The 25,316-nt window shown below is 46.5% G+C and carries 24 protein-coding genes and 1 pseudogene; 13 read left to right on the forward strand and 12 right to left on the reverse strand.

Annotated features, from left to right (window positions below; translation table 11 throughout):
* The first annotated feature begins 75 nt into the window (after window positions 1–75).
* Both QUA54_RS07135 and QUA54_RS07140 read left to right on the forward strand, forming a co-directional pair.
* Window positions 76–804 carry a class I SAM-dependent methyltransferase gene (locus QUA54_RS07135; protein WP_333413979.1) on the forward strand — a complete coding sequence of 243 codons (729 nt, stop codon included), beginning with the start codon at window positions 76–78 and terminating at the stop codon, window positions 802–804.
* 88 nt (window positions 805–892) lie between these two features.
* On the forward strand, window positions 893–2,173 hold the full coding sequence (locus tag QUA54_RS07140; RefSeq protein ID WP_333186466.1) for a glycosyltransferase family 4 protein: 1,281 nt from the start codon (window positions 893–895) through the stop codon (window positions 2,171–2,173).
* Window positions 2,174–2,372: 199 nt separating this feature from the next.
* Here the strand turns inward: QUA54_RS07140 and QUA54_RS07145 are convergent, their stop codons facing one another.
* The 3 genes from QUA54_RS07145 to rppA all read right to left on the reverse strand — a co-directional run bounded on the left by QUA54_RS07145 (window position 2,373) and on the right by rppA (window position 4,979).
* Entirely contained in the window at window positions 2,373–2,924 is a 552-nt protein-coding gene (locus QUA54_RS07145) for a DUF3124 domain-containing protein (protein ID WP_333186470.1), read from the reverse strand.
* 78 nt (window positions 2,925–3,002) lie between these two features.
* Window positions 3,003–4,283 (reverse strand): HAMP domain-containing sensor histidine kinase, encoded by a 1,281-nt coding sequence (locus QUA54_RS07150; RefSeq protein WP_333413980.1) that lies wholly within the window; start codon window positions 4,281–4,283, stop codon window positions 3,003–3,005.
* 18 nt (window positions 4,284–4,301) lie between these two features.
* Entirely contained in the window at window positions 4,302–4,979 is a 678-nt protein-coding gene (rppA, locus tag QUA54_RS07155) for a two-component system response regulator RppA (RefSeq protein ID WP_172186809.1), read from the reverse strand.
* 116 nt (window positions 4,980–5,095) lie between these two features.
* Here rppA and QUA54_RS07160 point away from each other — a divergent pair, with 116 nt between their 5' ends.
* Complete coding sequence (locus QUA54_RS07160) at window positions 5,096–6,256, forward strand: transposase (protein ID WP_333199035.1); 1,161 nt, start codon at window positions 5,096–5,098, stop codon at window positions 6,254–6,256.
* A gap of 69 nt (window positions 6,257–6,325) precedes the next feature.
* Here QUA54_RS07160 and QUA54_RS07165 read toward each other — a convergent pair whose 3' ends face one another.
* Complete coding sequence (locus QUA54_RS07165; protein WP_333413981.1) at window positions 6,326–6,724, reverse strand: nuclear transport factor 2 family protein; 399 nt, start codon at window positions 6,722–6,724, stop codon at window positions 6,326–6,328.
* Between the two features lie 79 nt (window positions 6,725–6,803).
* Between QUA54_RS07165 and QUA54_RS34410 the strand changes: the two are divergent.
* Window positions 6,804–7,127 (forward strand): annotated as a pseudogene (locus tag QUA54_RS34410) (YnfA family protein).
* Between the two features lie 123 nt (window positions 7,128–7,250).
* Entirely contained in the window at window positions 7,251–7,637 is a 387-nt protein-coding gene (locus tag QUA54_RS07170) for a hypothetical protein (protein ID WP_333186481.1), read from the forward strand.
* A 130-nt stretch (window positions 7,638–7,767) separates the two neighbouring features.
* Here QUA54_RS07170 and QUA54_RS07175 read toward each other — a convergent pair whose 3' ends face one another.
* Window positions 7,768–8,172 (reverse strand): BON domain-containing protein, encoded by a 405-nt coding sequence (locus QUA54_RS07175; protein WP_333413982.1) that lies wholly within the window; start codon window positions 8,170–8,172, stop codon window positions 7,768–7,770.
* Between the two features lie 341 nt (window positions 8,173–8,513).
* On the opposite strand from QUA54_RS07175, the gene QUA54_RS07180 reads away from it, so the two are divergent.
* The 3 genes from QUA54_RS07180 to QUA54_RS07190 all read left to right on the forward strand — a co-directional run bounded on the left by QUA54_RS07180 (window position 8,514) and on the right by QUA54_RS07190 (window position 12,140).
* The gene (locus QUA54_RS07180) at window positions 8,514–11,228 is read left to right on the forward strand and encodes a cation-transporting P-type ATPase (protein ID WP_333413983.1); all 2,715 of its coding nucleotides are present in this window, start codon (window positions 8,514–8,516) and stop codon (window positions 11,226–11,228) included.
* A gap of 81 nt (window positions 11,229–11,309) precedes the next feature.
* Window positions 11,310–11,837 (forward strand): hypothetical protein, encoded by a 528-nt coding sequence (locus tag QUA54_RS07185; RefSeq protein WP_333413984.1) that lies wholly within the window; start codon window positions 11,310–11,312, stop codon window positions 11,835–11,837.
* A gap of 147 nt (window positions 11,838–11,984) precedes the next feature.
* Window positions 11,985–12,140 (forward strand): hypothetical protein, encoded by a 156-nt coding sequence (locus tag QUA54_RS07190; protein WP_333413985.1) that lies wholly within the window; start codon window positions 11,985–11,987, stop codon window positions 12,138–12,140.
* Window positions 12,141–12,236: 96 nt separating this feature from the next.
* On the opposite strand, the gene QUA54_RS07195 is transcribed toward QUA54_RS07190, so the two are convergent.
* Window positions 12,237–12,668, reverse strand: a complete 432-nt coding sequence (locus QUA54_RS07195; protein ID WP_333414056.1) for an ion channel — start codon at window positions 12,666–12,668, stop codon at window positions 12,237–12,239.
* Window positions 12,669–12,685: 17 nt separating this feature from the next.
* Complete coding sequence (locus tag QUA54_RS07200) at window positions 12,686–12,904, reverse strand: hypothetical protein (RefSeq protein WP_333413986.1); 219 nt, start codon at window positions 12,902–12,904, stop codon at window positions 12,686–12,688.
* A gap of 90 nt (window positions 12,905–12,994) precedes the next feature.
* Here QUA54_RS07200 and QUA54_RS07205 point away from each other — a divergent pair, with 90 nt between their 5' ends.
* Complete coding sequence (locus QUA54_RS07205) at window positions 12,995–14,626, forward strand: sodium:proton antiporter (protein ID WP_333186499.1); 1,632 nt, start codon at window positions 12,995–12,997, stop codon at window positions 14,624–14,626.
* Here QUA54_RS07205 and QUA54_RS07210 read toward each other — a convergent pair.
* The 3 genes from QUA54_RS07210 to QUA54_RS07220 form a co-directional block, all read right to left on the reverse strand.
* Complete coding sequence (locus tag QUA54_RS07210; protein WP_333413987.1) at window positions 14,583–15,299, reverse strand: TrkA family potassium uptake protein; 717 nt, start codon at window positions 15,297–15,299, stop codon at window positions 14,583–14,585. The genes QUA54_RS07205 and QUA54_RS07210 overlap by 44 nt on opposite strands.
* A 49-nt stretch (window positions 15,300–15,348) precedes the next feature.
* Window positions 15,349–15,630: an Asp-tRNA(Asn)/Glu-tRNA(Gln) amidotransferase subunit GatC gene (gatC, locus tag QUA54_RS07215; protein WP_332978921.1), complete on the reverse strand. Its 282-nt coding sequence runs from the start codon at window positions 15,628–15,630 to the stop codon at window positions 15,349–15,351.
* Window positions 15,631–15,748: 118 nt separating this feature from the next.
* Window positions 15,749–16,270: a photosystem I assembly protein Ycf3 gene (locus QUA54_RS07220; protein ID WP_172186918.1), complete on the reverse strand. Its 522-nt coding sequence runs from the start codon at window positions 16,268–16,270 to the stop codon at window positions 15,749–15,751.
* Between the two features lie 630 nt (window positions 16,271–16,900).
* Between QUA54_RS07220 and QUA54_RS07225 the strand changes: the two genes are divergently transcribed.
* Window positions 16,901–18,226 (forward strand): hypothetical protein, encoded by a 1,326-nt coding sequence (locus QUA54_RS07225; RefSeq protein WP_333413988.1) that lies wholly within the window; start codon window positions 16,901–16,903, stop codon window positions 18,224–18,226.
* 194 nt (window positions 18,227–18,420) lie between these two features.
* Here the strand turns inward: QUA54_RS07225 and QUA54_RS07230 are convergent, their stop codons facing one another.
* Window positions 18,421–18,645 (reverse strand): hypothetical protein, encoded by a 225-nt coding sequence (locus QUA54_RS07230; RefSeq protein ID WP_172186920.1) that lies wholly within the window; start codon window positions 18,643–18,645, stop codon window positions 18,421–18,423.
* A gap of 352 nt (window positions 18,646–18,997) precedes the next feature.
* Window positions 18,998–20,173, reverse strand: a complete 1,176-nt coding sequence (locus QUA54_RS07235; RefSeq protein ID WP_333413989.1) for a SpoIID/LytB domain-containing protein — start codon at window positions 20,171–20,173, stop codon at window positions 18,998–19,000.
* A 270-nt stretch (window positions 20,174–20,443) separates the two neighbouring features.
* Between QUA54_RS07235 and QUA54_RS07240 the strand changes: the two genes are divergently transcribed.
* The 3 genes from QUA54_RS07240 to QUA54_RS07250 all read left to right on the forward strand — a co-directional run bounded on the left by QUA54_RS07240 (window position 20,444) and on the right by QUA54_RS07250 (window position 25,244).
* Complete coding sequence (locus tag QUA54_RS07240; RefSeq protein ID WP_333186513.1) at window positions 20,444–21,376, forward strand: ribonuclease Z; 933 nt, start codon at window positions 20,444–20,446, stop codon at window positions 21,374–21,376.
* Window positions 21,377–21,538: 162 nt separating this feature from the next.
* A complete protein-coding gene (locus tag QUA54_RS07245; RefSeq protein ID WP_333413990.1) occupies window positions 21,539–21,757 on the forward strand; it encodes a hypothetical protein in 219 nt (72 codons plus the stop codon).
* Between the two features lie 109 nt (window positions 21,758–21,866).
* The gene (locus QUA54_RS07250) at window positions 21,867–25,244 is read left to right on the forward strand and encodes a HEAT repeat domain-containing protein (protein WP_333413991.1); all 3,378 of its coding nucleotides are present in this window, start codon (window positions 21,867–21,869) and stop codon (window positions 25,242–25,244) included.
* The last annotated feature ends 72 nt before the right edge of the window (window positions 25,245–25,316 follow it).

The raw sequence follows: 25,316 nt of genomic DNA on the forward strand, positions 1-25,316 counted from the left end.
AGGATTTGATATAATTTGCCCAGACTTGCGGAACATATTGAAAATTGAGCCATCAATACTATAAAATAATCAAAAATGAACGATGAAAAAATGACCGATCGCCCAAGAGTAGATTATGAAAGGGCATGGGACAGTTACGCCCAACAGTGGCAAAAAACTAATGCCGAACTTGCCCATATTGGCGACGAATGGATAGGTAAAGCTGCCGGTGCCGCTAATTCCTTAGCCGAATACGAGGCGCTGATAGAACAGCAATTTATTGCACCGTACATCAAAAAAGAACATAGGGTTTTAGAAATTGGTATCGGCGGCGGAAAAACAGGTTCGCTGCTGCTGAAATATTGCGATCGACTAATTTGTGCCGACATTTCCAGTCAAATGCTGCAAGCGGCCCGATCGCGCTTGGGAGACGATCGCGTTTCTTACGTCAAACTCGACGGTTTAACATTAGACGGCATCGCTCCAGGTTCAGCCGATGTCTGCTTTTGTTACGATACAATGGTACACGTAGAGCCGGTAGATATATTCAACTACCTGACTCGAATTCCCAAACTGCTGCGGGGCGATCGAATTTGCGTGTTTCACCACACAAATATTTTTAGCGAATTAGGGTGGCAAAAATTCGCCGGCGAGTGGGACAAAAACTTGCTAGGGCACAGAGACGGCACAGCATTTTCAGTTATGACTGATACAATTATGGAAAAATTTCTCCACCATTTAAACTATCAAATCATCCTGAAAAATACATCTTCCGTACCGCGAGATTGCGTCTGGATCTGCAAAGCACCAACACCCAATGAATAAAACCAAAGCTTTTTAGCCGCATCAAAATATTTTATTTCAACTAACAACAGTCAACAGTCAACAGTCAACAGTCAACAGACAACTGACAATGAAAGCATTATTTCTCCATCCCAACTTCCCCGCCCAATACCGCCACATTATCACGGCTTTAGGCGCAGATCCGAAAAATCAAATTGTTTTCGGCACTAAAAACGAGCGTCCCGAATGGAACATTCCCGGCGTTCGCAAAGCAGCATTTACACCCAGCCGCGAACCCCACCCGCAGACTCATCAATACGTCCGCCCTTTAGAAAGTGCCGTCATCTACGGACAAGCTGTATTTAGGATGGCAGAACAGCTCAAAGCCGATGGTTTTGTACCCGATATTATCTGCGGACATTCCGGTTGGGGGCCGACATTGTTTGTTAAAGAAGCTTTTCCAAATACGCCTCTTTTGTGTTATTTCGAGTGGTTTTATCATGCGATTGGTTCCGACGCAGATTTTGACCCAGCGGAACCTTTAACAGTTGACGACATGGCTCGAATTAGAATTAAAAATGCGCCGATTCTGATCGATTTATACTCTTGCGATTGGGGTTTATCGCCCACTTATTGGCAGCGATCGCAATTTCCGCCCGAATTACAAAAGAAATTGTCCGTACTCCACGACGGTGTAGATACCGATTACTTCAAACCAGACCCCGGTGCTAAACTGGTTTTGCCTAACTTAGACTTGTCCGGCGTTGATGAAATTGTCACCTACGTATCGCGGGGAATGGAACCTTACCGCGGCTTTCCAGAGTTTATTGAGTCGATCGCCTATTTGCAAGAACGCCGCCCCAACTGTCACGTCGTAATTGTCGGTTCAGAAAGAGTTTGTTACGGGCGTTCTTTACCCAATGGCGAGTCTTACAAAGACTATATGCTCAAAAAAGTGCCGCTAGATTTGTCGCGAGTTCACTTTGTCGGGCCCCTACCTTACGGGCTGTATTTAAAAGTAATTCAAGCATCCGACGTACACGTTTATTTGACCAGACCTTTCGTGTTATCTTGGTCGATGATTGAATCTTTATCGACAGGATGTTTAGTAATTGGTTCCGACACCGGGCCGGTGAGAGAAGTTATCCGCGACGGAGAAAACGGTTTGCTAGTCGATTACTTCTCGCCGAAACAAGTAGCCGATCGCATTGATGAAGTTTTAGACCATCCTACCCGCATGGCAGAAATTCGCGTCAAAGCCCGTCAAACTGCATTAGAACGATATAGTTTAGCTAAAATGCTACCGCAACATTTACAACTGATCGAGCAAGTAGCCAATCGTTCCATGCCACCTACAGTTGGTATGCAACCAGAACGAGAATTAGCAGCATCTTTTGCAGTGAGAATGTAGCAATAAAGTTGGTGAGCACTAAAGCCCATGTCACAAGCGTTCCTGTGCGACTACACCGCACAGGAACACCAACTAGACGATAAACATCAGAACATCTGGACGTTTTAGTTGCCAGATTAAATATTTTGACAGCAGTCCGTCAATCCCTTCTAGGGTAATCGGAAACTACCTTCTAGAGCAATAATTTAATCCTCTAAAATCACTTCTGCATCCTGTGTTGCTTGAGAACTTTAGCGGGACTAACAAATGAAATGCCCTGAGAAAAAGAGGTACTGATCATGACAGCTTCAATGACAGGCTCATAAACCGTTTTTTCTGCAACCCACTCCACAATAAAGTTGGCACCTGAGCCTCCACTTGTATCATTGGCTGCAATGAAAAAGTGTGTGGAAGCAAGCGGCTTGAGTTCTACAGGACTCTTAATATCCTGCCTAATCAATTTCCCATCGGTATCGTAGTAACGCACAGAAGTGATAATAATCGAATTTGTCAGATCCGTATTGCGAATACTGAGCGTGGCTGACAACTCCATCACATCATCCTGGCTATTGTAGTGATAAATATGCGAGTAAATAGGGACATATACGGTTTGTCCCATCACAACTTTTGTTTTATCTAACGTGACCGATCGCAGTGAGGTTTCACGTTTTGTATCTGGTTGTTGCCTTTGTGAGGTAGTTTGCTCAGAACAAGAGGTAATGACGATCGCGACGATCGCCCAACCAACCCAGAAATCATGTTTCAGCTTCATCGGCATTCATCCAAATACACCACATACATTGCAGTTACGTCTAAAGCAGAGTGCACCTTCTCTCTCGTTTGAGGTGGCTTAGTGATAAGGTTTGAGCGGCAGTTCAATCTGAAACGTTGAGCCTTTGCCCACTTCACTCGTCACATGAATTCTTCCACCATGAGCCTGCACAATCTGTTGGACGATCGCTAACCCTAGTCCAAATCCACCACTATCGAGCGATCGCTCAGTGTCCACCCGATAGAAGCGATCGAAAATATAGGGTAAGTCCGCTTCTGAAATACCGATTCCCGTATCGATTATCTGAATGACTGCCAAATTGGAATGAAGAACTAGGCGTATCTTTACAGTTCCGCCAACGGGAGTATATTTACAGGCATTGTAAAGCAAGTTTTCGACTACTTGCCGCAGCAGATCGGGGTCGGCCAATAATTCAATCCGCTGTGCCGGTGATTCGCAGGTCAGTTTGATATTTTGGGGTTCTGCAAGTGCGACAAACTCGGTTGCTAAATTGCTCAGCAACTCGTTGAGATTGATTAACTTGAGCGATTCCGGCGTAAGTCGCCCTTGATGACGAGCCAACAGCAGTAAATTATTCACCAGCGCTCCCATTGATTTTGCGCTATCTACAATGTTTTCTAAGGGAGGATGGTAACGCGAATCATCAGCCGCGATAAGCAACCCAAGCTGGGCATTAGTGAGAATGGCAGAGAGGGGCGATCGCAACTCGTGAGAGGCATCGGCTGTAAAGCGCTGAAGCTGTTGATAGGCTTGCCGAATCGGTTGCATGGCCAGCCCGCTGAGAAACCAACCTGTGAGGGCAATTAAGCCCAGTGCGATCGGGACAGCGAGAGTTAGCACAATCTGAAGCTGAGTGAGCCCGTTTTGAGTTTCTGTCAGGGGAGTTGCAACCTGAAGATAACCGAGTACCCCAGTTCTACCTTCAACTGGCAATGTCACCTGACGCAGCCAGATTCCTGTTCCCAAAAGTGGATCGGTCGATCGAACTGTGACATAACCAAAGGGCGTATTTAACTGCTCTGATGAAGGAGTCCCAAAAAAACGAACTAACCGCCTTTGTGCGTTATACCAGCGTACATACATCAGATCTTCTGCAAGGGGATGAGACCCACTGCCCAACAAGGGGACATGACTCAGATCGACCTGGCTCTGGTTTTTGCGAACTTCATAATGCACGCTGGCTGCCATGACTCTAGCCTTGTCATAGAGCAGTAGGTCAACGGCTTCTAGTTTATCTTTTACCTCAATCTGGTAAATCACCCCCGCAAACAGCACGAGAATGCTTCCCATCGAGAGGGTGAACCAACGAGCCAGATTGCGACGACTTTGATTGAACACAGTTTGCTTTTACGATCGTTACTTTTCAGGGGAAGTCAGGCGATAACCCATACCGTAAATGCTATCAATCCAGTCTGCAGATCCTACAGCCTGCAAGCGCTGGCGGAGTTTGCGAACTAGAACTGCGATCGCATTGCTCTCTGGTTCAGTCCCCCATTCCCACACGCCTTGTTCAATCTGATTCCGAGTCAAAACTTGCCGGGGATGACGCATAAAATACTCCAACAACTGAAACTCGCGACAGGAGAGGGTAACGGTTGCACCTTGTCGCTCAACAGTCAGAGTATCGAGGTGGAGGTGCAGATCCTCAAGGCTGAGCGTATCTCCTTGCCAAAGGGGCGATCGCCGTCTTAATGCCCGCACTCGTGCCATGAATTCAACCAAATCGATCGGTTTAACCAGGTAATCATCTGCGCCTGCGTCTAACCCGGTCACTTTTTCAGGCGTGGTATCTCTTGCCGTGATCATCAAAACCGGAGCTGTTTTCCCTGCGGCTCGATACTGACGACAGAGATTTACCCCACTGATATGTGGCAACATCCAGTCCAAAATCAACAAATCATAATCTTTTTCGGATAACAGCCACTGCGCCGTCTCTCCATCTTTTACCCCATCTACGCTATGTCCTGCCTGAGACAGCACTGTTTGAAGCGGCATCAGTTGCTTTGGGTCATCCTCCACAAGTAGGATTCTCATATAGCCCTCGCGGGAGTTTGGAAACCCAGTCGCTTTAGCGCTGGGAGGAAAAACGACACGGGATACTTTAGTATCCCGTTATGTTTTGCATCTACTAGATAAGTTATAATAGGCTTATGACTCAATCTATATCTGTTAAATGCAAGCTGATAGTCCCCTCCGAAATGCGTCAAGAAATAGACACCACGCTGGAAGGGTTTGCGGATGCTTGCAATCAGATATTGGTAGTAGCTAAACAGGAGAAGTGCTATAACACAACCAAACTTCACCACCTGGTCTATAAAAGTGTCCGCGCCGCAACTGGACTTAAAGCTAACCACGTCTGCCAAGCTATTAGACGAGTAGTTGGTAACTGTAGCGCCAGCAAACAAGTCCATACTTTTAGACCTACTTCTATAGCCTTGGACATCCGCACATTTAAGTATGTGGAGGACGAGCAGACTGTTGGAGTTACATTGAAGTCTGGACGAGTCAATTTTAAGTTGTCTATCGGTGGGTATCAAATTGCTTTGCTGCGCGGTCAAACTCTTACCAGTGCAACGCTGAATCAGACCCGTCAGGGGGACTACTACATCAATTTTGTAGTTGAAATTGACACGCCACCAACGGCCAAGACTCCTAAGATAATTGGTGTTGACTTGGGGCGTACTGATATCGCGACGAGTAGCACGGGCAAAGCTTGGAATGGTAAACAATTGCAGGCTACTAGAGATAGATACAGTAGGGTTAGGGCAAACGTTCAACGCAAACGCACTAGGTCGAGTAGACGCTTGACTAGAAGGCTTCAAGGCAGAGAACAACGCTTTCAAAAATGGCTCAACCATAATATAAGTAAGGAATTGGTGCAGGACGCAAAACGATTAAATGCAACACTTGCTTTTGAGGATTTGACGGGTATCAGGGAAAGCCTGAATACTAAGCCCAGAAGCAAGATTGAGCGGAGGCGGACGAACAATTGGGCTTTTTACCAGTTGCGTTTGTTTGTCGGATACAAGTCTGCAATTGCGGGTGTTCCAGTTGTTTTTGTACCTCCTGCCTATACTTCCAAAACTTGTAGCCGTTGCCACCATGTTCACCCCGAAACCGATCAGAAAAAGTCTTATCGGAACGGGAAAAAATTTAAGTGCGGGCATTGTGGTTTTGAACATGATGCTGATCTAAACGCCAGTAAGAATATTGCTGCTTTGGGGTTGTCTGTAATCCAGCCCGAAAGTCCGGGGATAACGTGCCAACTGCAAGGGCAAATGTCTTTGTTCGGTATGTTTGACTGGGGCTAAAGCCCCGTGTCTTTAGACCGGGGTTGCTTACAATGAGAATTGCTGTTATGGCACAGAAGTTTGAACTGGTTAGGACTCTGGGGCGGACGATGGAAGTGGACAGACTTCCATAGCTTGAATCAAGCCGCGATCGAGGGTGAATCGATGACCCACGTGCTCATCGACAAGAACTGCTCCAGCCAAGTCACGCACGACCTGATGCACATCGACCAAAATGCGCCCAGCTTCCTCCGAGTAAAAGGAAACCGGCTCGACGTGCGGATCGATCTCGCTCCATTGCTCAGTCCAGTAAGCGCGAACTTCTTCAGGTCCACGGACAAAACCGCCTTTGAACGCTTTCGGCCAAGCCACGTCGGGAGTCATGAGGGCAAGGGCAGCGTCAATGTCTCGCGCGTTGAAGGCTGCGTAAGCCGCATGGAGCAGTTCGATTAGGAGTGCAGTTCGATCTGACATAAGTTGATCTGACATAAATAGTGCAAGGGTTTCAAAATGAGAATTGCTGTTGATATGCTGATGAAATTTACCTATTTTAAGTATTAATCTAAAAATGCCAACACTTGCTTTTTTTATACTTGCAGCTCTAGGAGAAATCTCCGGGTGTTACGCTTTCTGGGCATGGGTGAGACTTGAAAAGAGCATTTTGTGGATTTTTCCAGGCATTTTAGCTTTAATCTGTTTTGCGCTTTCTCTAACTCAAGTCAATGCTTCAAACGCTGGAAGAGTATATGCTGCCTAGGTCGGTATTGACATTCTTGCATCTCTGGTTTGGTTGTGGCTCATTGAAGGAGTTAAGCCAGATAAGTGGGACTTGCTTGGTGTTACAATTTCCCTGATTGGAACCGTTGTAATTTTGTTCAGCCCACATCGCTGATTGCTGTTCATATCCAACTCGAATAGTTTACGCATCTCTCTTGAGTATGATTTCAGTAGAGCGATCGCTCCACTAAAGTGCAAATAGATCGCTGGCCAAGCGTTTAAAACAGATAGGTATAGTATGTGGCAGGTTACTAAACGTTGGCTAAAAGCATCAGGCGCAGAGTTTTGGTTGCCGCTACCGTTTGTGGCGATCGCGTTTTGGGTTGGTTCCGGTTTCCTAATGGCTCAAGAATTACAACAACCCGAGATCGCAAAAAATAAACTTCAGGCAGATACCCAGCTTAAAGCAACGGTGTCTGTCAATATATTGCTGATCAACGCGGTGATTAACCGAAAACAAGGAACAACCCTGGTTGCGGTAGAAACAGCAGAACCCATTTTGAAGCGATTGCAATTAGAATTGCCAATGACTGACGCAACCCAGATAGAGACAGCGATCGCGCAAGAACTACAGTTATCGCGTCAAAATGTTCGCCAGTTAGTCCGTTACGAGATCGTTGAATAAGTTTATTGTTTCAATATTGCGATCGCATCCAGTCAAATAAGGTTGCCAAATCCATAGGTTTCCTGGCTGCGATCGCGCAATTTTTTTAAGTGGCAAGAGCCTTTGGCGCTTGCCACTTCACTGTTAGGAACTACTGAGTGACGATTTCGTTAGTGATGGAAACATTCGCTGCAACTTGCCGAGCGATTTGTTCTGCCAATGCTTTTTGTTCTGCCGTTTGAACGCGCCCGGTTAACACAATCGCATTAGCTCGATCGTCTGCGTCCAAATCGAATTGCTTGAGGGTGGTATCCGAGTCCAAGGCATCTTCTACGCGATCGGCAATATCGTCAATGTTTTGATTTTCAGCCGTCTGTGCGGTCGTGGTTGCAGGCGCAGAAGCGGTTGGAGCAGTCGTATTTTCAGTGGCAATTGTGGGAGCAGAAGTAGATGGAACAGTTGTCTGTGAATTATTGGGGGGGGTGCAAGCCCCTAAACCCAAAATTGCAACTGTGCTGACGCTGATTCCTTGCACCAAGAGCTTCAATAATTGCATATTATTTGCCTGTTTTGTTGGTTTTGAAACGCAATTTTGCCGAGAAACCTCAGCATGAACTTTTTCATCATCTCAACTTAACAAGTGAATGTACGAGAGTTCATCCATCAAAAGTAATGCTTTTTATAACCCTATTAAAAGGAAACACTCAATCAAATGCAGTGAACTAAGTTTGGCAAGTTCACAAGCTACCTCAATCGGTTCTCTGCGTAAGTAGACGGAGCAAATGTGATCGAAATGTGAGTAACACAAATCAGTCGATCATTTTTTGCTCACATTCATCAATGACGCTAGAAACAAGACGAAACAACAGACAAGCACTTGGCTTGACAAGAAGCGTTATGACTGCAACGAATGTAGAAAAATTAGTAGAACACTCTTGGCATGACCTCTCTGTCGAGAAAGTGGCTCGGCTTTTAGAGAGTGACCTGGAAATAGGCCTATCTTCCGATGTGGCAGCGGAACGGCGCGAGATCCTCGGGCCCAATCAACTAACGGCTCAGAAGCCGCAAAGTGCCTGGTTGCGATTTTTTCAGCAACTGAATCAGCCGCTAATCTACATTTTGTTAGCTGCTGGGATAGTTACAGCATTTCTCAAAGAGTGGATTGATGCAGGTGTAATTTTGGGGGTCGCTCTAACGAACGCCACCATTGGTTTCGTTCAAGAGTCAAAGGCAGAGAATGCGATCGCCGCTTTAGCAAAATCTGTTGCAAGTGAGGCAACGATTCTCCGCCACGGTCAAAAGCAAGTGGTTTCATCCAGCGAACTGGTTCCTGGCGATCTCGTCTTGCTGTCTTCTGGGGATAAAGTGTCTGCGGATCTGCGGCTGATCGAAGTCCGTGACTTACAGGTCGATGAGTCAGCGTTAACGGGAGAATCTGTCCCGGTTGAGAAGGAATCCCAGCCCTTAGAGGCAGACACTCCACTGGCCGAGCGCAGGAACATGGCGTATACCGGAAGCCTGGTAACGTTTGGACAGGGACGCGGACTGGTGGTCAGCATTGGCGAGATGACCGAGACCGGACACATCTCCCAACTGATGCAGCAAAGCACCACGTTGGAAACCCCACTGAGCCGCAAAATTGACAAATTTAGCAAAACCTTGCTCTATGTCATTTTAGGTTTGGCTGCCTTCACGTTTGTCGCAGGCATTGCCCAGAAATTTTCTTGGGTTGAGGTGTTCAAGGCATCTGTGGCGCTTGCCGTCAGCGCAATTCCTGAAGGCTTACCCGCGATTTTAACGGTGACACTGGCGATTGGGGTTTCCCAAATGGCAAAGCAGCACGCCATTATTCGCAAACTTCCGGCGATTGAGACGCTGGGCAGCACCACCGTGATTTGTTCCGACAAAACCGGAACCTTGACTGAGAATCAAATGACTGTTCAGGAAATTGAGGCCGGTGGAAAGCGATATCGGGTTAGCGGTGGAGGATATGCACCAGACGGGAAAATTTCTGTAAATGGACGCTCCGTTGACCTGGCGAACGCACCTGCTTTATATGAATGCCTGCAAGCAGGACTGTTGTGCAACGATTCTTATCTAGACGTGCAAGACGGGAACTGGACTGCGATCGGTAGTCCAACGGAAGGGGCGCTGGTTGCGGTAGCCCAAAAAGCGGGGTTAATGACTGAGCAACTGGAGGAAGCGCTTTCCCGGCTCGATACACTGCCGTTTGAATCTCAGTTTCAATACATGGCAACCTTACATGACGATCGTCCAGAACGGTTGATTTATGTCAAGGGTTCAATTGAGGCAATTCTCAAGCGGTGTCGCCAGATGCTCGATGAAGAGGGAGAGGCGATCGCCATCAACCCAGCGCCGATCGAGCAAGCCGTGGAGAGGATGGCGAAAAAAGGGTTGCGAGTTCTGGCACTTGCCAAGAAAGTTGTACCCGCTTCTCAATCTTCTATTGAGCATTCTGATATTGAGCAAGGGTTAACTTTTCTGGGGCTGCAAGGCATGATCGACCCGCCTCGCCCCGAAGCGATTCAAGCGATTCAAGCCTGTAGGTCTGCGGGAATTCAGGTCAAGATGATTACCGGCGACCATGCCAAAACAGCAGCAGCGATCGCGCACCAAATGGGACTACATCAAACCCAAGATGCTCCCGTTTTTACCGGTCAAGAACTCGCTCAAATGAATCAGCAGGAATTAGCCAATGCTGTCGAACAAAGCTGCGTGTTTGCTCGTGTAGCGCCAGAACAAAAGCTCCGCATTGTCGAAGCACTTCAGTCTAAGGGCGAGATTGTGGCGATGACTGGAGATGGAGTTAACGATGCTCCCGCCCTGAAGCAAGCTGATATTGGGGTAGCGATGGGCATCACGGGCACTGAAGTCACAAAAGAAGCCGCAGATATGATTCTGACGGATGACAACTTTGCTTCGATCGAGAAAGCAGTTGAGGAAGGACGCACGGTTTATAAGAATCTGCTGCGGGCGATCGCCTTCATCCTGCCCGTGAATGGTGGAGAGTCCATGACCATCTTGATTGCCGTACTTTTGGCAACCCCGCTACCCATTTTGCCAGTACAAATTCTGTGGCTGAATATGGTCAGTTCAGTTGCGTTGAGCTTACCGTTGGCATTTGAGCCGCCCTCTCCCGATGTCATGCAACAGCCGCCTCGACCTGCCAATGAACCGCTTCTGTCTCGCAGGCTGACGGCTCGGATTCTGACAGTTTCGGTATTTAACTGGATTGCGATCTTTGGAATGTTTGAATGGATCGTCCAAACCACAGGCAATGAAGCTCTAGCCCGGACAATGGCAATTCAAGCATTGGTTGCGGCAGAAGCTTTTTACCTGTTAAGTATCAGTCGCTTCGTTCCGGCGCTCGTCGCCAAACTACGCGGTAAAGATGAATCAGTTGGCTACGCGGTAGCGATCGGCATTGGGGCTATTTTCATTCTCCAATTCCTGTTTAGCCAATGGGGCGTGATGAATCAGTTATTTGACACTGAAGCTTTGAACACAATCCAAGCCTTAATTTGTATCGGATTCGGACTGCCAATGATTGCTTTGTCAGCTTTGCTAAAGCGTTTCGCACCTCTGAACTAAGTAGTTTTTGTGATGAGGTCATTCACAGCGGCTTTACACACTATTTACCAATTTTGTAGCGTTGAATATTGAATATTTCTCATGAATTACCAAAATCTCAAACGTGCTAGCGGCCTATTTACTAATCATCGAAACGCAGAGCAGGCGCTAGTTGAGCTAAAAAGCAGGGGCTTCCCCATGCAAAAGATTTCAGTGATTGCTAAACCTTCTGACAATAATGATTTGGACTCTCTGGGCGTGAAGCAAATTTTAATGACAAGAGCAGCAGGCGCACAAGTAGGCGCGATCTTAGGCAGCATACGACTAGGTTCACTAGCCTTAATTGTTGGACTCAGCAGCCTGCTAATTCCCGGTATTGGTCAGGCAGTAGCGGTGGAAAGCATTTTAGCAACTTTCTTTGGAAGTGGGATTGCTGCAACTGCTGGCGGTCTATATGGCGCACTTCAAGGATGGTTGGTGCCAGAAGAACAAGCAAGAATGTACAATGACAGATTTAACCAGGGAGATTATTTGATCGTCATAGAGGCAAGAGAAAATGAGATCGTGATTGCTGAACCTGTCCTTAAACGTTGGGAGATTCTGACGTGGCGTGTCTGTGACGCTACCTAAATTCAAGGTCAGAGAGGACGATTACCTGCGAGGAATTTAGTCCCGCGAATCAGAACGTCCAAAACCCACTCAAAAATTTGACGGTCGATGATTTTGGGCGATCGCTCTCCTACTCCTGACATACGGATCGACAACGCGAGCATCTCAATGAAAGCAACCAAGCTAGAAATTCGAGTTTTGAGGCAGGAGGCAGAAGAAAGGAGCCAGAACAAATATTTTTACAAATATGAAATGCTCCCATCAACAACTTCCGTTACCTGCCTTCGCGGCAACCGCGATCTGGTCGGCAACACTTCAGAATAAACTGTTTAAAAAAATATTAAAAACCAGCACAATTAAGAGAAATTAGCATCCTGTAAGGTTTTGTAAATCATCCAGAGCTAGCCAAAAAATTGCCATCTAAAAACGATTCAAGGTGTTTTCAAGGCGCGTGCGATCGCTCAGCGAAATGAGTCTGTGCAAGCCTAGAGTAGCCATGTGAGAAATAAAAACCACTTCGATTAGGAAATGGCTCATTGCCTCTAAAGTGACGATTGCCCAAGCTAATCCCACTGGAGTTTGAATGCCATAGCCAATTCGGAAAAATGTTTCGACACTGAAATACAAGAAGGGCAGAAAGCCAGCAACACTTTCCCCATTCCGCTCCTGAAGTCCTCCCAAATCCAGTGCATCCAGACTCCAATAAGCAAGAGCAAAAATCAGAACCAGGCTGAGGGAAACGATCGTCAATTGCCAAAGGGTGAAAAGCCAGCGAGATTTTGTGGTGCGATCGGTTGTCATGACTATTTCCAAAAAGTGAATAAACTGATTGCTGTGTGACAGCCAATCTATTCTAGTAGGAAACTAGCTTATAGAGCAGTGTGAGGTTTTACGCTCAGTATCAGATTGTTGCTTTTGTAAGGCAGTTTGGGCTCAACAGGAGGTAATGACGATCGCAGCGATATCAGATTGTTGTCCTTGTAAGGCAGTTTGGGATCGAGCAAAAGGTAATGACGATCGCCCCGATCGCCCAACCAACCCAGAAATCCTGTTTCAGCTTCATCGGCATTCATCCAAATACACCACATAAATTGCAGTTAATTGTACAACAAAGTGAACCGTCTCCTGTAGACTAAAACCGTAGTTACTCTGTCAATTTCTTTGAGGAAAACGAGTTTATGAGAGGAGTATCGGTGATGGAGTCGATTGTAGCGCAATCACCTCCCTTGGACAGCAATCCTGCTACAAATAGCCAAGCGGCAGGAGTTATTCCTGAATTGGTCATCATCTTGATCATTCTGCTGCTGATTGCAACTGTTGTGGCACTCGTAACCCAACGGTTGCGAATTTCCTATGTGACGGGCTTAGTGTTAGCAGGTTTGCCCATTACGGATCTCTTGTCGCGTCGAATTGGTTTAGACCCCTCTTTAGTATTAAATCTTTTCCTACCAATTCTGATTTTTGAAGCCTCGATCAATACTGATATCAGCCGTCTCCGCAGCACCTTTAAGCCGATCGCGCTGCTGGCGGGTCCCGGCTCTATCTTTTCCTCAGCAATTATCGCTGTTCTGGTTAAATTTGGGCTGGGGCTAGACTGGATTCCGGCGTTGCTGATCGGAGTCATTCTGGCAAACACTGATACAGTCTCGATGATCGCGGTTTTTAAAGAGATCCGCGTGCCTTCTCGATTGTCCACCATTGTTGAGGGAGAAACTCTGTTCAATGATGCGGCTGCTCTAATTTCATTTAATTTGGTTTTGGTAATTTATACGACAGGCTCTCTCACCGCTATACAAGGCGTGAAGGAACTGCTCGTGGTTGCCTTAGGTGGGGCAGTAGTCGGGGGTGTTTTAGGTTACTTGAGCGTGCCGATATTTGTTCGCTTAAACGATCCGTTGAGTAGCCTTTTGCTAACCGTCGCTCTCGCATTGGGAACCTTCCAAATCGGACAATTTTTAGGCGTATCGGGCGCAGTGGCGGTTGTCATCACCGGGCTTGTTTTTGGCAACCTTGGGCTGCCTCGCAGTTCGTCTGCCTCGGATCGGATTACCTTGCTGAGTTTCTGGGAATACGCTGGTTTTGGCGTCAATACGTTTATTTTCCTGCTGATTGGAATTGAAATTAACCCGCTGACGCTGTGGAGAATTTTGCCATCCATTTTATTGGTCATTCTGGCCTATCAACTGGGACGGATTCTCTCGGTCTATTTGTTATTAGCGGGGCTGCGCTGGTTCGATCGCCCCATTCCGCTACGCTGGCAGCACATTTTGGTTTTAGGGAACATTAAAGGGTCTCTCTCAATGGCCTTAGCTCTTGCGATTCCCTTGACCCTACCAGGACGGGATAACATTATTGCCCTGGTTTTCGGTGCAGTTTTATTCTCCTTGGTCGGACAGGGATTAAGTTTACCGTGGATAGTAAAACGACTAAAAATTGGCCGTGTTTCTGATGTAATGCAGGAAGCTGGGCAGTTACAGATTCAGTTAATCGCTTCCAAAGCGGCTCAAGATGAGCTAGATAGTTTACTGAAATCTGGCGTGTTACCGAAGGCAGTTTACGAAGAGTTATGGGCATCGTATCAAGCACGAGTAGCACACTCTGAGCGAGTGCTGCGCGATCTCTACAATAAACATCGGGCCGGTCAAATAGAGGGCGATCGCAGCGGGCTAGATACGATTCGACGGCGATTGCTTTTAGCAGAAAAAGGAGCCGTTAGCGATGCGCTCCGCAAGCGAATTGTTCCAGAGGATCTGGTTCATCCTTACATCAAAGATTTGGATGAGAAACTTCTAACGTTGGCAGATGACTAGCGCGAATGCCGAGGTAATCAATCATGGGGTGAACTAGCTCTGGACGGGTGACGACCAGGATGGTAGAGCCTGCTTCAAGAACAGTATTGCCGTTCGGAATCTCCAGATTGGCGCAGGCATGGCATTGATAACCAATAATCAGCGAACCTGTAGGAAAGCGGGGGTCTTGAGCAATTTGAGCAACGCTGCGACCTGCCACATTGCAATCGCCTGGAACGGGCAGCTTTAGCACCTCGACTTGCCCTTGTTCAAAGTGCATCATCGACTCGATTTGAGGGTATTCAATCGCATTTGCCATTGTTGCGACTGCCAAATCGATCGTGCTGATGATGTGACTGGCTCCGGCAAGTCGATAGGCTTCCATGAATTCGCGATCGCGCATTCGCACCACAATATGGGAAATGCCATAGCTCCTGGATAGGGTGATCAGCGCTAAATTCAGTGCATCATCCCTGAGTGATGCAACGACTGCGCTTGCTTGTTTAATTCCGGCTTCCAGAAGAACCGTTGTGCTAACTGCACTGCCTTCAAATGTCATCACTCCGATTTTTTCACGAGCAAAGCGACAGGCAAGCGGGTCAACATCAATGATGGCAACCGTATGACCGACTTTTAATAACTGCTGGGCTAAACCCAGCCCCATCATTCCTGCTCCACCAATTAATACATACATGACTGACTGTCATCCCAAGACTGAACATTACAGATTTATCACTATCAAGCTACATAATCTTAGGAACTTTAAAAAACTCCCCATCGCGATCGGGTGCTCCCTCCAAAATACTTTCTCCGTTAGCAAAAGGTTGCAAATCGTCCGATCGCATTACATTGCTAACATCGATCGCCCGCGTTGTCGGCTGCACCTTACTCGTATCCAGTTCGCTCAACTGCTCAAAATAATCCAAAATACCGTTCAGTTGACCGGTAAATTGCTCTTCTTCTTCAGGCGTTAATTCCAATCTCGCTAAATTCGCTACTTTCCGAACTTCTTCTCTGTCAATCATAAAAATTTGGAATTGGGAATTGGTTGGTTGTTAGTTGTTATTGGTTATTTGTTACTTGTTGGTTATAATAACTAATAACCAATAACCCGTGAGAGCATATTGTTACTAAAAACTCGCCTTAAAAATACACATCAATCTGCGATCGGCCACTCGTCTTCAGCCAATTTTGCACCTCAATGTAATTGTTCGGGGCCAAGCGAATAGCCTCCTTCCAATAATCCGCAGCTTTATCAAACAGCCCTTCCGCAACTTCAAAATTGCCAGCTTCCTTTTCCTTTTCCCCTTGATAGTGGTAAATCACAGCAATATTATTCAGCGCTTGCGGCATTCTCGGATTGAGCTCTAGGGCCTCGTCGTAATACTCCAAAGCTTTATCGTGTTCGCCGTTGCTAGTATGGATCAGGCCCATATTGTACAAGACATAACTGCGATCGTAAGGATCTTCCTCCAGCTTCAGCGCCTCATGATAATTGTCCAGCGCTTCAGCATATTCGCCATCTGCTTGAGCTGACATACCATCTCGATAATAAGCAAAAGCTTCCTTCGCCTGCTTTTTCGCCGGCATAATCTTCAGGATGATATCAGCCATTACCGTGAAACTTTTGTCAATAAAGTTATCGTTGCGTTGAGTTCTTGGCATATGCGATTCTTTGGTTAGCGGCTAATCAGAAAAATTAGCCTGTAAAGTTTTCCTATTAATAATTGCGCAACTGTTGTAGTTGGCAGTTGTGTTGAGAGCGCTAAAAAGCCTACTCGATCGCAAGTGCGAACATTAAAACACGCCCTTGGGTTTAACACTCGCACAAGCTCTATCTATTTTATAGAACTCTTGCAAGACTTGCAAAAAAACTAGATTTCTTTAACATATCTCTGGCACTCTACACAAAACTTACAAAAACCCGCGCCGAAGGCAAAAGTTCTGCTTTATAGTGCAGGGGCGATCCTGTTCGAGGGCTTTCCTTCGGCTCGCTTCGCTAACGCCAACGGGCGATCGCGCACCGAACCCTACTAACTGTACCCACAATCCCCCGCCGTTGCCCCTTTTGGGAAACCAGCAAATAGCCTGCCGAGGAGAAACTCGATCGCAAAGTTTTATTAAGCTATCCGGGTTTAGCCAACACTTAAAAGTTATTCGGCAAAACACTAGCAAGATTTTGCCCCAAAGTCAAGGGCAGCCTCAAAAAAAATCAGAAACCAGGACACCAAAACCAGCTCGAATTCCCGCAATATATAATAAAAATAACCGGGTAATTTTCACAGAGAGAAACCTATGGCTCCGAATCCCACCATTATGCAAGCCGTCGAACAACTTGGCTACCGCGTTACGGTTGGAGACGTGGCGGCAAAAGCTGGATTAGATGTCAATTTTGCGCAGCGAGAACTGTTAACCCTCGCCTCCGAAGCAGGCGGCAACCTGCAAGTAGCAGAATCCGGCGACATTGCCTACCTATTTCCCAAGAACTTTCGAGATATTTTGCGAAACAAATTCTTGCGCTTGCAGTTGCAGGAATGGTGGCAAAAAATCTGGCGCATTTTATTTTATCTAATTCGGATATCTTTCGGCATAGTGCTGGTAGCTTCTATCCTCTTAATTTTTGTTGCTATCACTATTTTAATCTCCAGTTTACTCTCCAGCAGCGACAGCAATAACGGGGGAGGAGGAGACGGTGGCGGCGGGGGCGACAGCGGCGGCGGCTTTTCGTTTTTTCCCTACTTCTGGAACGACTTAAGCGGGATATTTTACTGGAACCACGACCAACGATACCACCAGCAGCGATCGCGCTTAAATGATGACCCAAAACCCCAGATGAGTTTTCTGGAAGCAGTTTTCTCCTTTATATTTGGAGACGGCAATCCCAATAACAATCTAGAAGAGCGCAAGTGGAGCGATATTGCCACCACAATTCGCAACAACCGAGGCGCAGTCGCCGCCGAACAAATTGCCCCGCATCTCGACAATCTCGGACAGGGATACGCCCAAGAATACGAAGAATATATGCTACCGGCTCTCGCTCGTTTTGACGGTCGTCCCGAAGTCAGTCCCGAAGGGCAAATAGTCTACCATTTTCCGCAATTGCAAACAACAGCCACCGAGAGAAATTCTGAACCAGTAGCAGCTTATTTGCGAGAAATGCTGTGGCGTTTCAGTCACGCCAGTTCAGGACAAGTCATGCTCGCAGCAGGGTTAGGAGCCGTCAATCTTGTCGGTGCGTTAGTTTTAGGAAATTTATTAGCTAAAAGTGCGATCGCAGGTGGATTTATCGGTTTCGTCAGCGCTGTTTATCCAATGCTCCTGATTTACGGCGTCGGATTTCTCGCAATTCCTTTAATTCGCTACTTCTGGATTCAGTGGAAAAATAGCCGGATAGAAGCCCGCAATCAAAAGCGTCAGCAGCGAGCGAGGTTATTAAACGAACCCGATGCCAATTTGCTCCAAAAACTGGCTTACGCTCGGGAATTTGCAGGAGAAAACCTTCTGACTGAAGAAGACTTAGCTTATACAACAGAAACCGAGTTAACCCAACAAGAACTAGAACAGTCAGCAAAAATAGATGCCGAATGGCAGCGCAGAATCGAACGCTCGGAAAACTTGTAATACTAATGACAAAAAACCGTTGTTTGTTGTTAAGTTAGGTTGAACTCAAATCTGGCAGATTTTTCAATAATAGACAGAAAGCCTGTTCCACAATAAAATATATTGGTTGGGGAACGGGCTTTTAGGTCGTTGCTAAGAAGGGTGGAAAATGTCAAGCTTTATTGATGTCATAATTTTTTATACTCCGATTTTTTTTAAATAATCTTAGGGCGTTTAAAAATTAAACAATTTTGGTCATACTTCGAGTCGTGATACAAACTCACAAGTTCCCACCCCTCCTCCCCCAACTGGTTGACAAATAGATGCAGCGAGCCTTGTTTCCAATCTCGCTGTTCTTCACCGTTTACATATAAACTAATAAGCTTGTTTCCAAAAGGATACATATTCGCATCCACAAATAAATACTCCCACTTTTGCATAGCAATCCTTAATGTAGTTAGCCATCAGTCAGTCGATTTTAGATTTTAGATTTTAGATTTTAGACTTCGGTGCGATCGCTCCGTCGAAAAATTTGAGATTTACTCCACAGATGAATCTGGGAGGTTGAACAAGAGTCTAAAATTTGCATCTATCCAGGACAGGAGTTGGGGGCTTGTATCCGTGTTTGGGCGGGGTCATGAGTCATTAGTGATTCCCAATTCCCCCTTCCCAATTCCCCCTTCCCAATTCCCTGTATTCACGACACGGAAGTCACGGATACAGAAATAGCTGTTTTTCCCTTCTTTCTTCCCGCTTTTTCCATCTGCCTTCTTCCTTGCCCATTCCCAGCAGTTACTGCACTGCAATTCTAGCCAAAGTAGCACCCCGGTAATAGTGCAACAAAATCTGCTGGTAGCCGTATCCCTGCCTGGCCAAATTATAGGCCCCCCACTGACTCATTCCTACAGCGTGACCGAAACCTTTGCCAGCAACTTGAAAACCAGTAGGAGCTTGGTTGCTATTCCTTGGTTTCCCACCGCCGGCATACTGAGGAATCACGGTAAAGCGGGTACTCCTCAAACTTAAAACCCGGCGTAAATCTGCGCCGGTCATGACCCTAGAACCGCCATCTCCAACTACTTTCATCCTCAAAACGCTCCCGTAAGCCGTAGTCCGTTCTGGCTTTATCGAGATCACATTGCCCACGCCAGAAATCTTGCTGCTGATTTGGGCGCGAGAAAAATTTTCTTTCCACTGGTAAACCGGCGCCCCTTGGTCGAAGTCAGGAACAGCACGCAGGTAAGGCAGCGGTTCCGTCCAAACATCCTCGACATTTTCAGTATGTCCCCCAGAGGCAGAGTGGAAAACGGCTAAAATAATCTGACCGTTGTAGGCCAGAACTTGACCGGCGGTTGCATCGACTGCGGAATAAGTCCCAGAAGATTCTGTTTGCAGTCCTTTGTAAACCTGCGAAGACTGAGTATTGTCCACGTCGTAAAGCTCGGTGTCGCTTTTGAGGCGCTGGTGGATAGCGTAGGAACGGGCGGCGACAGCTTGGGCTTTCAAAGCTTCAATAGGCCAATTGCCACTCATTTCAGCACCGAGAACACTGTAGAGATACTGTTCGATATCGACGTAGTTGACGGCAGTCAAGCCTCCTTTTTCGGGAACTAGAAGCGTGCGTCCCCGATACCAACGATCGCCAATCCAGACATAACCGTTCCCGCTCGGCTCGATCCAAACTTGGTTGGCGGCCCAGCGACCGATCGCCACTTTTCCCGATCGAAATTGAGCCGACTGAGAACTGTTTCCCGACAGTTCGCCCAAATTGCGCCCGCTGCCGTCGCGGATTGCAGCCTTAGTAGAACTCCCGACTTTTATCTGACTTGCCCCGTCTTGTACCGCAACTCGCAAAATCAGCGCGGCCTGGGCTGGGGCCACCATTACCAGCCAAAACAACAACGAAATCCAAAAGTAGCGTTTTTTTAATGTCGAAAGAACGGAAGCAAAAAATACTCCTGACTGCATTTGAAAATTTTCCTTTTATGCTGTATATGTTTGACAAGTTTTAAGGGGAAGCTGGGGTTCGGGAAAAAGGAAGAGGAACGAAAGAAAGAAAACGTTAGAATTGGGTTTGGCACTCTGTGCCGTTGTCGAAAATGATTTTAGCAACTAGATGTTCGCAGGAACAGCGATTTATCCCGGTTCCTGGCTGCGACTATTTCCTGTATGTCGGATTTGCCGCACTCTGGATATATGTAACATATTTTTAAAGACTTAATTGAGGTGATTTGACTCTTGCAGATTACATTTCTCGGAACTAGCTCCGGCGTCCCCACGCGATCGCGCAACGTTTCCAGCATCGCCCTCCGGTTGCCCCAGCGAGCGGAACTGTGGCTGTTTGACTGCGGCGAAGGAACTCAGCACCAGTTTCTCCGCAGCGACCTAAAAGTCAGCCAACTAAGCCGCATTTTCATCACTCACCTGCACGGCGACCATATTTTCGGCTTAATGGGTTTGCTGGCTAGCTGCGGTTTGGCGGGGAATGTCAAGCGCATCGATCTTTACGGGCCTCCGGGACTTGAAGAATATTTGCAAGCTGGCGTTCGCTATTCTCAAACTCATTTTTCTTATCCGGTTAAGGTACACAAAATTCACGAGGGAGTCATCTATGAAGATGACGAATATATTGTTAGCTGCGGCCCTTTGAAGCACCGAGTTACTGCTTTTGGTTATCGAGTAACTGAGAAAGACCGTCCGGGACATTTTGATGTAGAAAAAGCGAAGGCTGTGGGTATTCCTTCGGGGCCGCTTTACGGTCAATTAAAACAAGGAAAGACGGTAAAGTTATCGGACGGGCGACAGTTTAAAGGTACGGATTTTTGCGGCCCGGATCAAATCGGGCGCAAGTTTGTGTATTGTACTGACACGGTTTTTTGTGACGGGGCGGTGGAATTGGCGAAGGATGCTGATTTGTTGGTGCATGAAGCTACTTTTGCTCATCAAGATGCTCAAATGGCTTTCGATCGCCTCCATTCAACTTCGACTATGGCGGCTCAAGTGGCTTCGATCGCTGGGGCGAAACAGCTAATTATGACGCATTTTAGCCCGCGTTACGCTCCGGGGAATGCGATCGTCCTGGATGATTTGCTCAAGGAAGCGCAGGCTATTTTTCCGAATACGAAAATGGCCTATGACTTTTTGACTTACGAAGTGCCCAGACCTGTTTAAAACTAGGGTTTATCTGACCTGAGATGTGACAGCTTTTTCAATAAGGGCGATCGGGGCGGGCTAGGAGGGCCCGTTCAAAACTTACGCATTGGCTGTGCTGTTTTGGAGTGGTTGAAATCTCAAGGTCATAGTAAAATGTAAAAATTTATTCGATGGTGTTTTATGTCAAATCTTGAATTATTAGCCCAACTTCGGCAATTGTCTCGGGCTGAAAAGTTTCAAATGATGCTGTTTTTAATAGCAGAATTGGCGAAAGAAGAAGGAATTGTAATGGGTAATGAATCTGCTGAAATTATATATTCAGTGCATACTTCTAATAGTGCGGCAGAGCAATTGACGCAGTTACTAGAAACAGAGCATAAACAAACTCAAAATGTTTAATAGTAGGCGATATCCTTTTCAACCTAAACGAGATGGAATGGGTGTTTTAGCTGATGTTCCGTATCTGCCTTTAACACTAAAATATTAACCACAAATATTTAAAATTACCATGACATTTGAAATCGGAGCATTCGCCTTAAAACTAGCAGCACAAGCACTCGCGCCGCTTGCACAAACAGGATTCAAAGAAGCTATGAAAAAAATTAATCCTAGCGATTTTGACAAAGCTTGTATTTGTGGCATCGAAGCTGCCCAGAACACTCATGAATTATTCTCGGCTGCTTGCGAACAGGGTGTAGTAGAAGATTTCCTTAAAAGTTTCTTGACGGGCAAAGCACTTCCAGAACTCCTAAAACCTTTCCAAGACCAAGAAAAGCCTCAAGTTAAATTGTTAGTTGAAGCATTTAATGCGACAGTGCTAGAACACAAGAAGATTCAAGGCCGATTCGATCCCGCAAGACTGCATGATTGGTTAGATGTTTTTGCTGAAAACTATTTCCAGAAAACAAGTAGTTATTTAAAATTTAAAGTTGCGAAAGCTGACTATTTTAAACAACTAGCTAACTGGTTTGATGATGTTAAGTTTGCTGGCATTGCTGTCGAAGGTCAGGAAATCGAAAAATCGGAAAAATTGGCTCATATTTTTGTGATGCCCGATGTCTTGGAAGAGGTAAATATTTATTTCAAATTGGATTTCCCAGGATTGAAAGGCAAAGGGCTGCAACTATGGGAGAGAGAAACTAGCTCTGGGAGAAAGTTTTTAGCATCACAATTATTGAATCAAAATCAATCAAATAAATTTGTGTTGCTGGGCGCTCCTGGTTCTGGAAAAACAACTTTACTGAGCTTTTTTGCGGTGATGTTGGCTCAGGATAATCCAGAAAAACTCGGCTGGGATTCTGGGAGAGATTGCTTGCCGATTTTGATTAAAATTCGGGATTTTGCTAGGCTTTCAGATATCAATATCCTCGACTATGCCCGCCAGTTTGCCGAGAAAACTATGTGCGTGAAACCGCTGCCCGAAGGCTTTTTTGAGTATTGGCTGGCAGACGGTAGGGCGATGATTTTGTTGGATGGATTGGATGAGGTTGTGGAAGAATCCAAGCGCTATGAGGTGGTGGAACACATTGAGAGTTTTTTGGGGCAGTATCATCAAAATCTGGCAATTATTACTTCTCGCCCTGCTGGTTACAAACGCGATTTTTTTAATACTTCGGAGTTTGAACACTATCAGTTACAACTGTTTGACGATCCTAAGATTGATGAGTTTATTAATCGCTGGTACGACAGCCGCGTTCGAGATGCGGCGGAAGCTCAACGTCGCAAAGATAGCATTAAAAAAGCTCTCACTGAAAACGATCGAATTAAATTGTTGGCGAGAAATCCGCTATTGCTGACAATCATTGCTTTGATTCACCGCTATCAATCTGTACTGCCGAGGGCACGCCACAAGCTTTATGAAAAAGCTGTGGAGACACTGTTAAAGAATTGGGATGCCCACAAAAACATGACAGAGAAGTCGGTATTCAAATATTTAGATGCAGATGATTTACGGCGGCAGATGGAAATTCTCGCCTATTGGATTCACACTCAGGGTAGTACGGATAAGGCTGAAGGCGGGACGCTGATTGCTAAGGATGAATTGTTAGACCAGTTAACTCAGAATATTAAAACCAAAAAACAGGTTGAACGGTTCCAGGCAAAAGAGGAAGCTAAACGATTTGTTGATTTTATTCAACAGCGGACGGGATTGCTCAACGAACAAGGACAAGATTTGTACGCTTTTGTACACAAGACTTTTCAAGAATATTTTTGCGCTCAGCAAATCGGCTATCAGGCAGATGATGACGATGATTTTGAGTTTGTTATCGAGCAGATTCGCAAGCATTTGCACGACCCGCACTGGCAGGAAGTGTTGCTGTTGTTGATTGCTCAACAAAAACCGAAGAAAGCGGCGAAAGCGATGCGGGCAATTTTGGCAGCGAATAGCAAGCATGAGGAATGGTTGCACCGCGATTTATTTTTTGCAGGCAGTTGCCTTGCTGAAAATATTAAAGAGTTAAAGGTGGCAGATTCCAGTCTAACTGGGGAGATTTTGGAGAAGTTGGTTGAGTTGGAGGTAAGGGATAGGGTACTGGTTGGTGACAGAGTTCGCTATCAGGTTTTTCAAATCCTTTGCAGTATGAATGAGACAGATTTTGAGGCGCAAACTTTGCAACTTTTGAAAGCAAGGGGTGTTGATGAAAATCGATTGTGGAGATATCAAGCAGCATTAGGAGAAAAAGAAGCTGTCATCACTGCCATGCTACGACGCCTCGAAGATGGGAATGAGGATGTCCGTCGTGAGGCAGCACAAGCCTTGGGCGGGTTGAGAAATGCTTCTGAAACCGTCATTAGTGCTCTGCTGTTACGTCTCGAAGACGGGGATTACTCGGTACGTTTATGGGCAGCACGAGCCTTGGGTAAGTTCGGAAATGCTCTAAATGCTCTGCTGCTACGTCTCAAAGATGGCGGTAACTTGGTGCGTAGCTCGGCAGCACAAGCCTTGGGCGATTTGGGAAATGCTTCAGAAGCCGTCATCAGTACCTTGCTGTTACGTCTCGAAGATGGTGATAACTCAGTGCGTAGCTCCGCAGCACAAGCCTTGGGCAAGTTGGGAAATTCTTCAGAAGCAGTGATCAGTGCCTTGGTGTTACGTCTCGAAGACGGGGATAACTGGGTGCGTAGCTCGGCAGCATCAGCCTTGGGCAGTTTGGGAAATGCTTCAGAAATTGTCATCAATGCTCTGCTGCTACGTCTCGAAGATGGCGGTAACTCAGTGCGTAGCTCGGCAGCACAAGCCTTGGGCAGTTTGGGAAATGCTTCAGAAGCAGTGATCAGTGCCTTGGTGTTACGTCTCGAAGATGACGATAACTCGGTGCGTGCCTGGGCAGCATCTGCCTTGGGCAACTTGGGAAATGGTTCAGAAGCCGTCATCAGTGCTCTGCTGTTACGTGTCGAAGATGGTGATGAGTTCGTATGTTACTTTGCAGCAGAAGCCGTGGGTAAGTTAAGAAATGCTGCAGAAGCCGTCATCAGTACCTTGCTGTTACGTCTCGAAGATGGGGATAACTTAGTGCGTAGCTCGGCAGCACAGACCTTGGGCAACTTGGGAAATGGTTCAGAAGCCGTGATCAGTGCCCTGTTGTTACGTCTCCAAGATGACGATAACTCGGTGCGTGCCTGGGCAGCATCTGCCTTGGGCAACTTGGGAAATGCTTCAGAAGCCGTAATCAGTGCTCTGCTGTTACGTCTGGAAGATGGGGAGGACGGGGTGCGTTACGCAGCAGAAGCCTTGAGTAAGTTGGGTCTGAAATCAAGCGAGGTTTTGCCTGCTGTCGTGCAATGGATCGATCGTCATCAGGATGCAACATATCTCGGCTCATGTATTGATCTGTTGTGGGATTTGGTGGCGGGTGAGGGAAATCGATCGCCCGTGGGTTTTTAGAAGTATGTAGCTTTTGGGCGAGTAAAACCCGATCGCACTTCCCGAACTTTCACCAAAAATGCGGTCAGCCTG

The sequence above is a fragment of the Microcoleus sp. MOSTC5 genome, assembly GCF_036701825.1.
GTDB lineage: Bacteria > Cyanobacteriota > Cyanobacteriia > Cyanobacteriales > Microcoleaceae > Microcoleus > Microcoleus asticus.

What these genes read in the sequence shown, in the direction of transcription:
- QUA54_RS07235 (WP_333413989.1), bottom strand. Translation starts at nt 20,173, where the DNA reads ATGCAGTCAGGAGTATTTTTTGCTTCCGTTCTTTCGACATTAAAAAAA.
- QUA54_RS07205 (WP_333186499.1), top strand. Translation starts at nt 12,995, where the DNA reads ATGAGAGGAGTATCGGTGATGGAGTCGATTGTAGCGCAATCACCTCCC.
- gatC (WP_332978921.1), bottom strand. Translation starts at nt 15,630, where the DNA reads ATGATTGACAGAGAAGAAGTTCGGAAAGTAGCGAATTTAGCGAGATTG.
- QUA54_RS07250 (WP_333413991.1), top strand. Translation starts at nt 21,867, where the DNA reads ATGACATTTGAAATCGGAGCATTCGCCTTAAAACTAGCAGCACAAGCA.
- rppA (WP_172186809.1), bottom strand. Translation starts at nt 4,979, where the DNA reads ATGAGAATCCTACTTGTGGAGGATGACCCAAAGCAACTGATGCCGCTT.
- QUA54_RS07165 (WP_333413981.1), bottom strand. Translation starts at nt 6,724, where the DNA reads ATGTCAGATCAACTTATGTCAGATCGAACTGCACTCCTAATCGAACTG.
- QUA54_RS07220 (WP_172186918.1), bottom strand. Translation starts at nt 16,270, where the DNA reads ATGCCAAGAACTCAACGCAACGATAACTTTATTGACAAAAGTTTCACG.
- QUA54_RS07175 (WP_333413982.1), bottom strand. Translation starts at nt 8,172, where the DNA reads ATGCAATTATTGAAGCTCTTGGTGCAAGGAATCAGCGTCAGCACAGTT.
- QUA54_RS07200 (WP_333413986.1), bottom strand. Translation starts at nt 12,904, where the DNA reads ATGTGGTGTATTTGGATGAATGCCGATGAAGCTGAAACAGGATTTCTG.
- QUA54_RS07140 (WP_333186466.1), top strand. Translation starts at nt 893, where the DNA reads ATGAAAGCATTATTTCTCCATCCCAACTTCCCCGCCCAATACCGCCAC.
- QUA54_RS07180 (WP_333413983.1), top strand. Translation starts at nt 8,514, where the DNA reads ATGACTGCAACGAATGTAGAAAAATTAGTAGAACACTCTTGGCATGAC.
- QUA54_RS07225 (WP_333413988.1), top strand. Translation starts at nt 16,901, where the DNA reads ATGGCTCCGAATCCCACCATTATGCAAGCCGTCGAACAACTTGGCTAC.
- QUA54_RS07245 (WP_333413990.1), top strand. Translation starts at nt 21,539, where the DNA reads ATGTCAAATCTTGAATTATTAGCCCAACTTCGGCAATTGTCTCGGGCT.
- QUA54_RS07145 (WP_333186470.1), bottom strand. Translation starts at nt 2,924, where the DNA reads ATGAAGCTGAAACATGATTTCTGGGTTGGTTGGGCGATCGTCGCGATC.
- QUA54_RS07210 (WP_333413987.1), bottom strand. Translation starts at nt 15,299, where the DNA reads ATGTATGTATTAATTGGTGGAGCAGGAATGATGGGGCTGGGTTTAGCC.
- QUA54_RS07170 (WP_333186481.1), top strand. Translation starts at nt 7,251, where the DNA reads ATGTGGCAGGTTACTAAACGTTGGCTAAAAGCATCAGGCGCAGAGTTT.
- QUA54_RS07160 (WP_333199035.1), top strand. Translation starts at nt 5,096, where the DNA reads ATGACTCAATCTATATCTGTTAAATGCAAGCTGATAGTCCCCTCCGAA.
- QUA54_RS07185 (WP_333413984.1), top strand. Translation starts at nt 11,310, where the DNA reads ATGAATTACCAAAATCTCAAACGTGCTAGCGGCCTATTTACTAATCAT.
- QUA54_RS07230 (WP_172186920.1), bottom strand. Translation starts at nt 18,645, where the DNA reads ATGCAAAAGTGGGAGTATTTATTTGTGGATGCGAATATGTATCCTTTT.
- QUA54_RS07190 (WP_333413985.1), top strand. Translation starts at nt 11,985, where the DNA reads ATGAAAGCAACCAAGCTAGAAATTCGAGTTTTGAGGCAGGAGGCAGAA.
- QUA54_RS07135 (WP_333413979.1), top strand. Translation starts at nt 76, where the DNA reads ATGAACGATGAAAAAATGACCGATCGCCCAAGAGTAGATTATGAAAGG.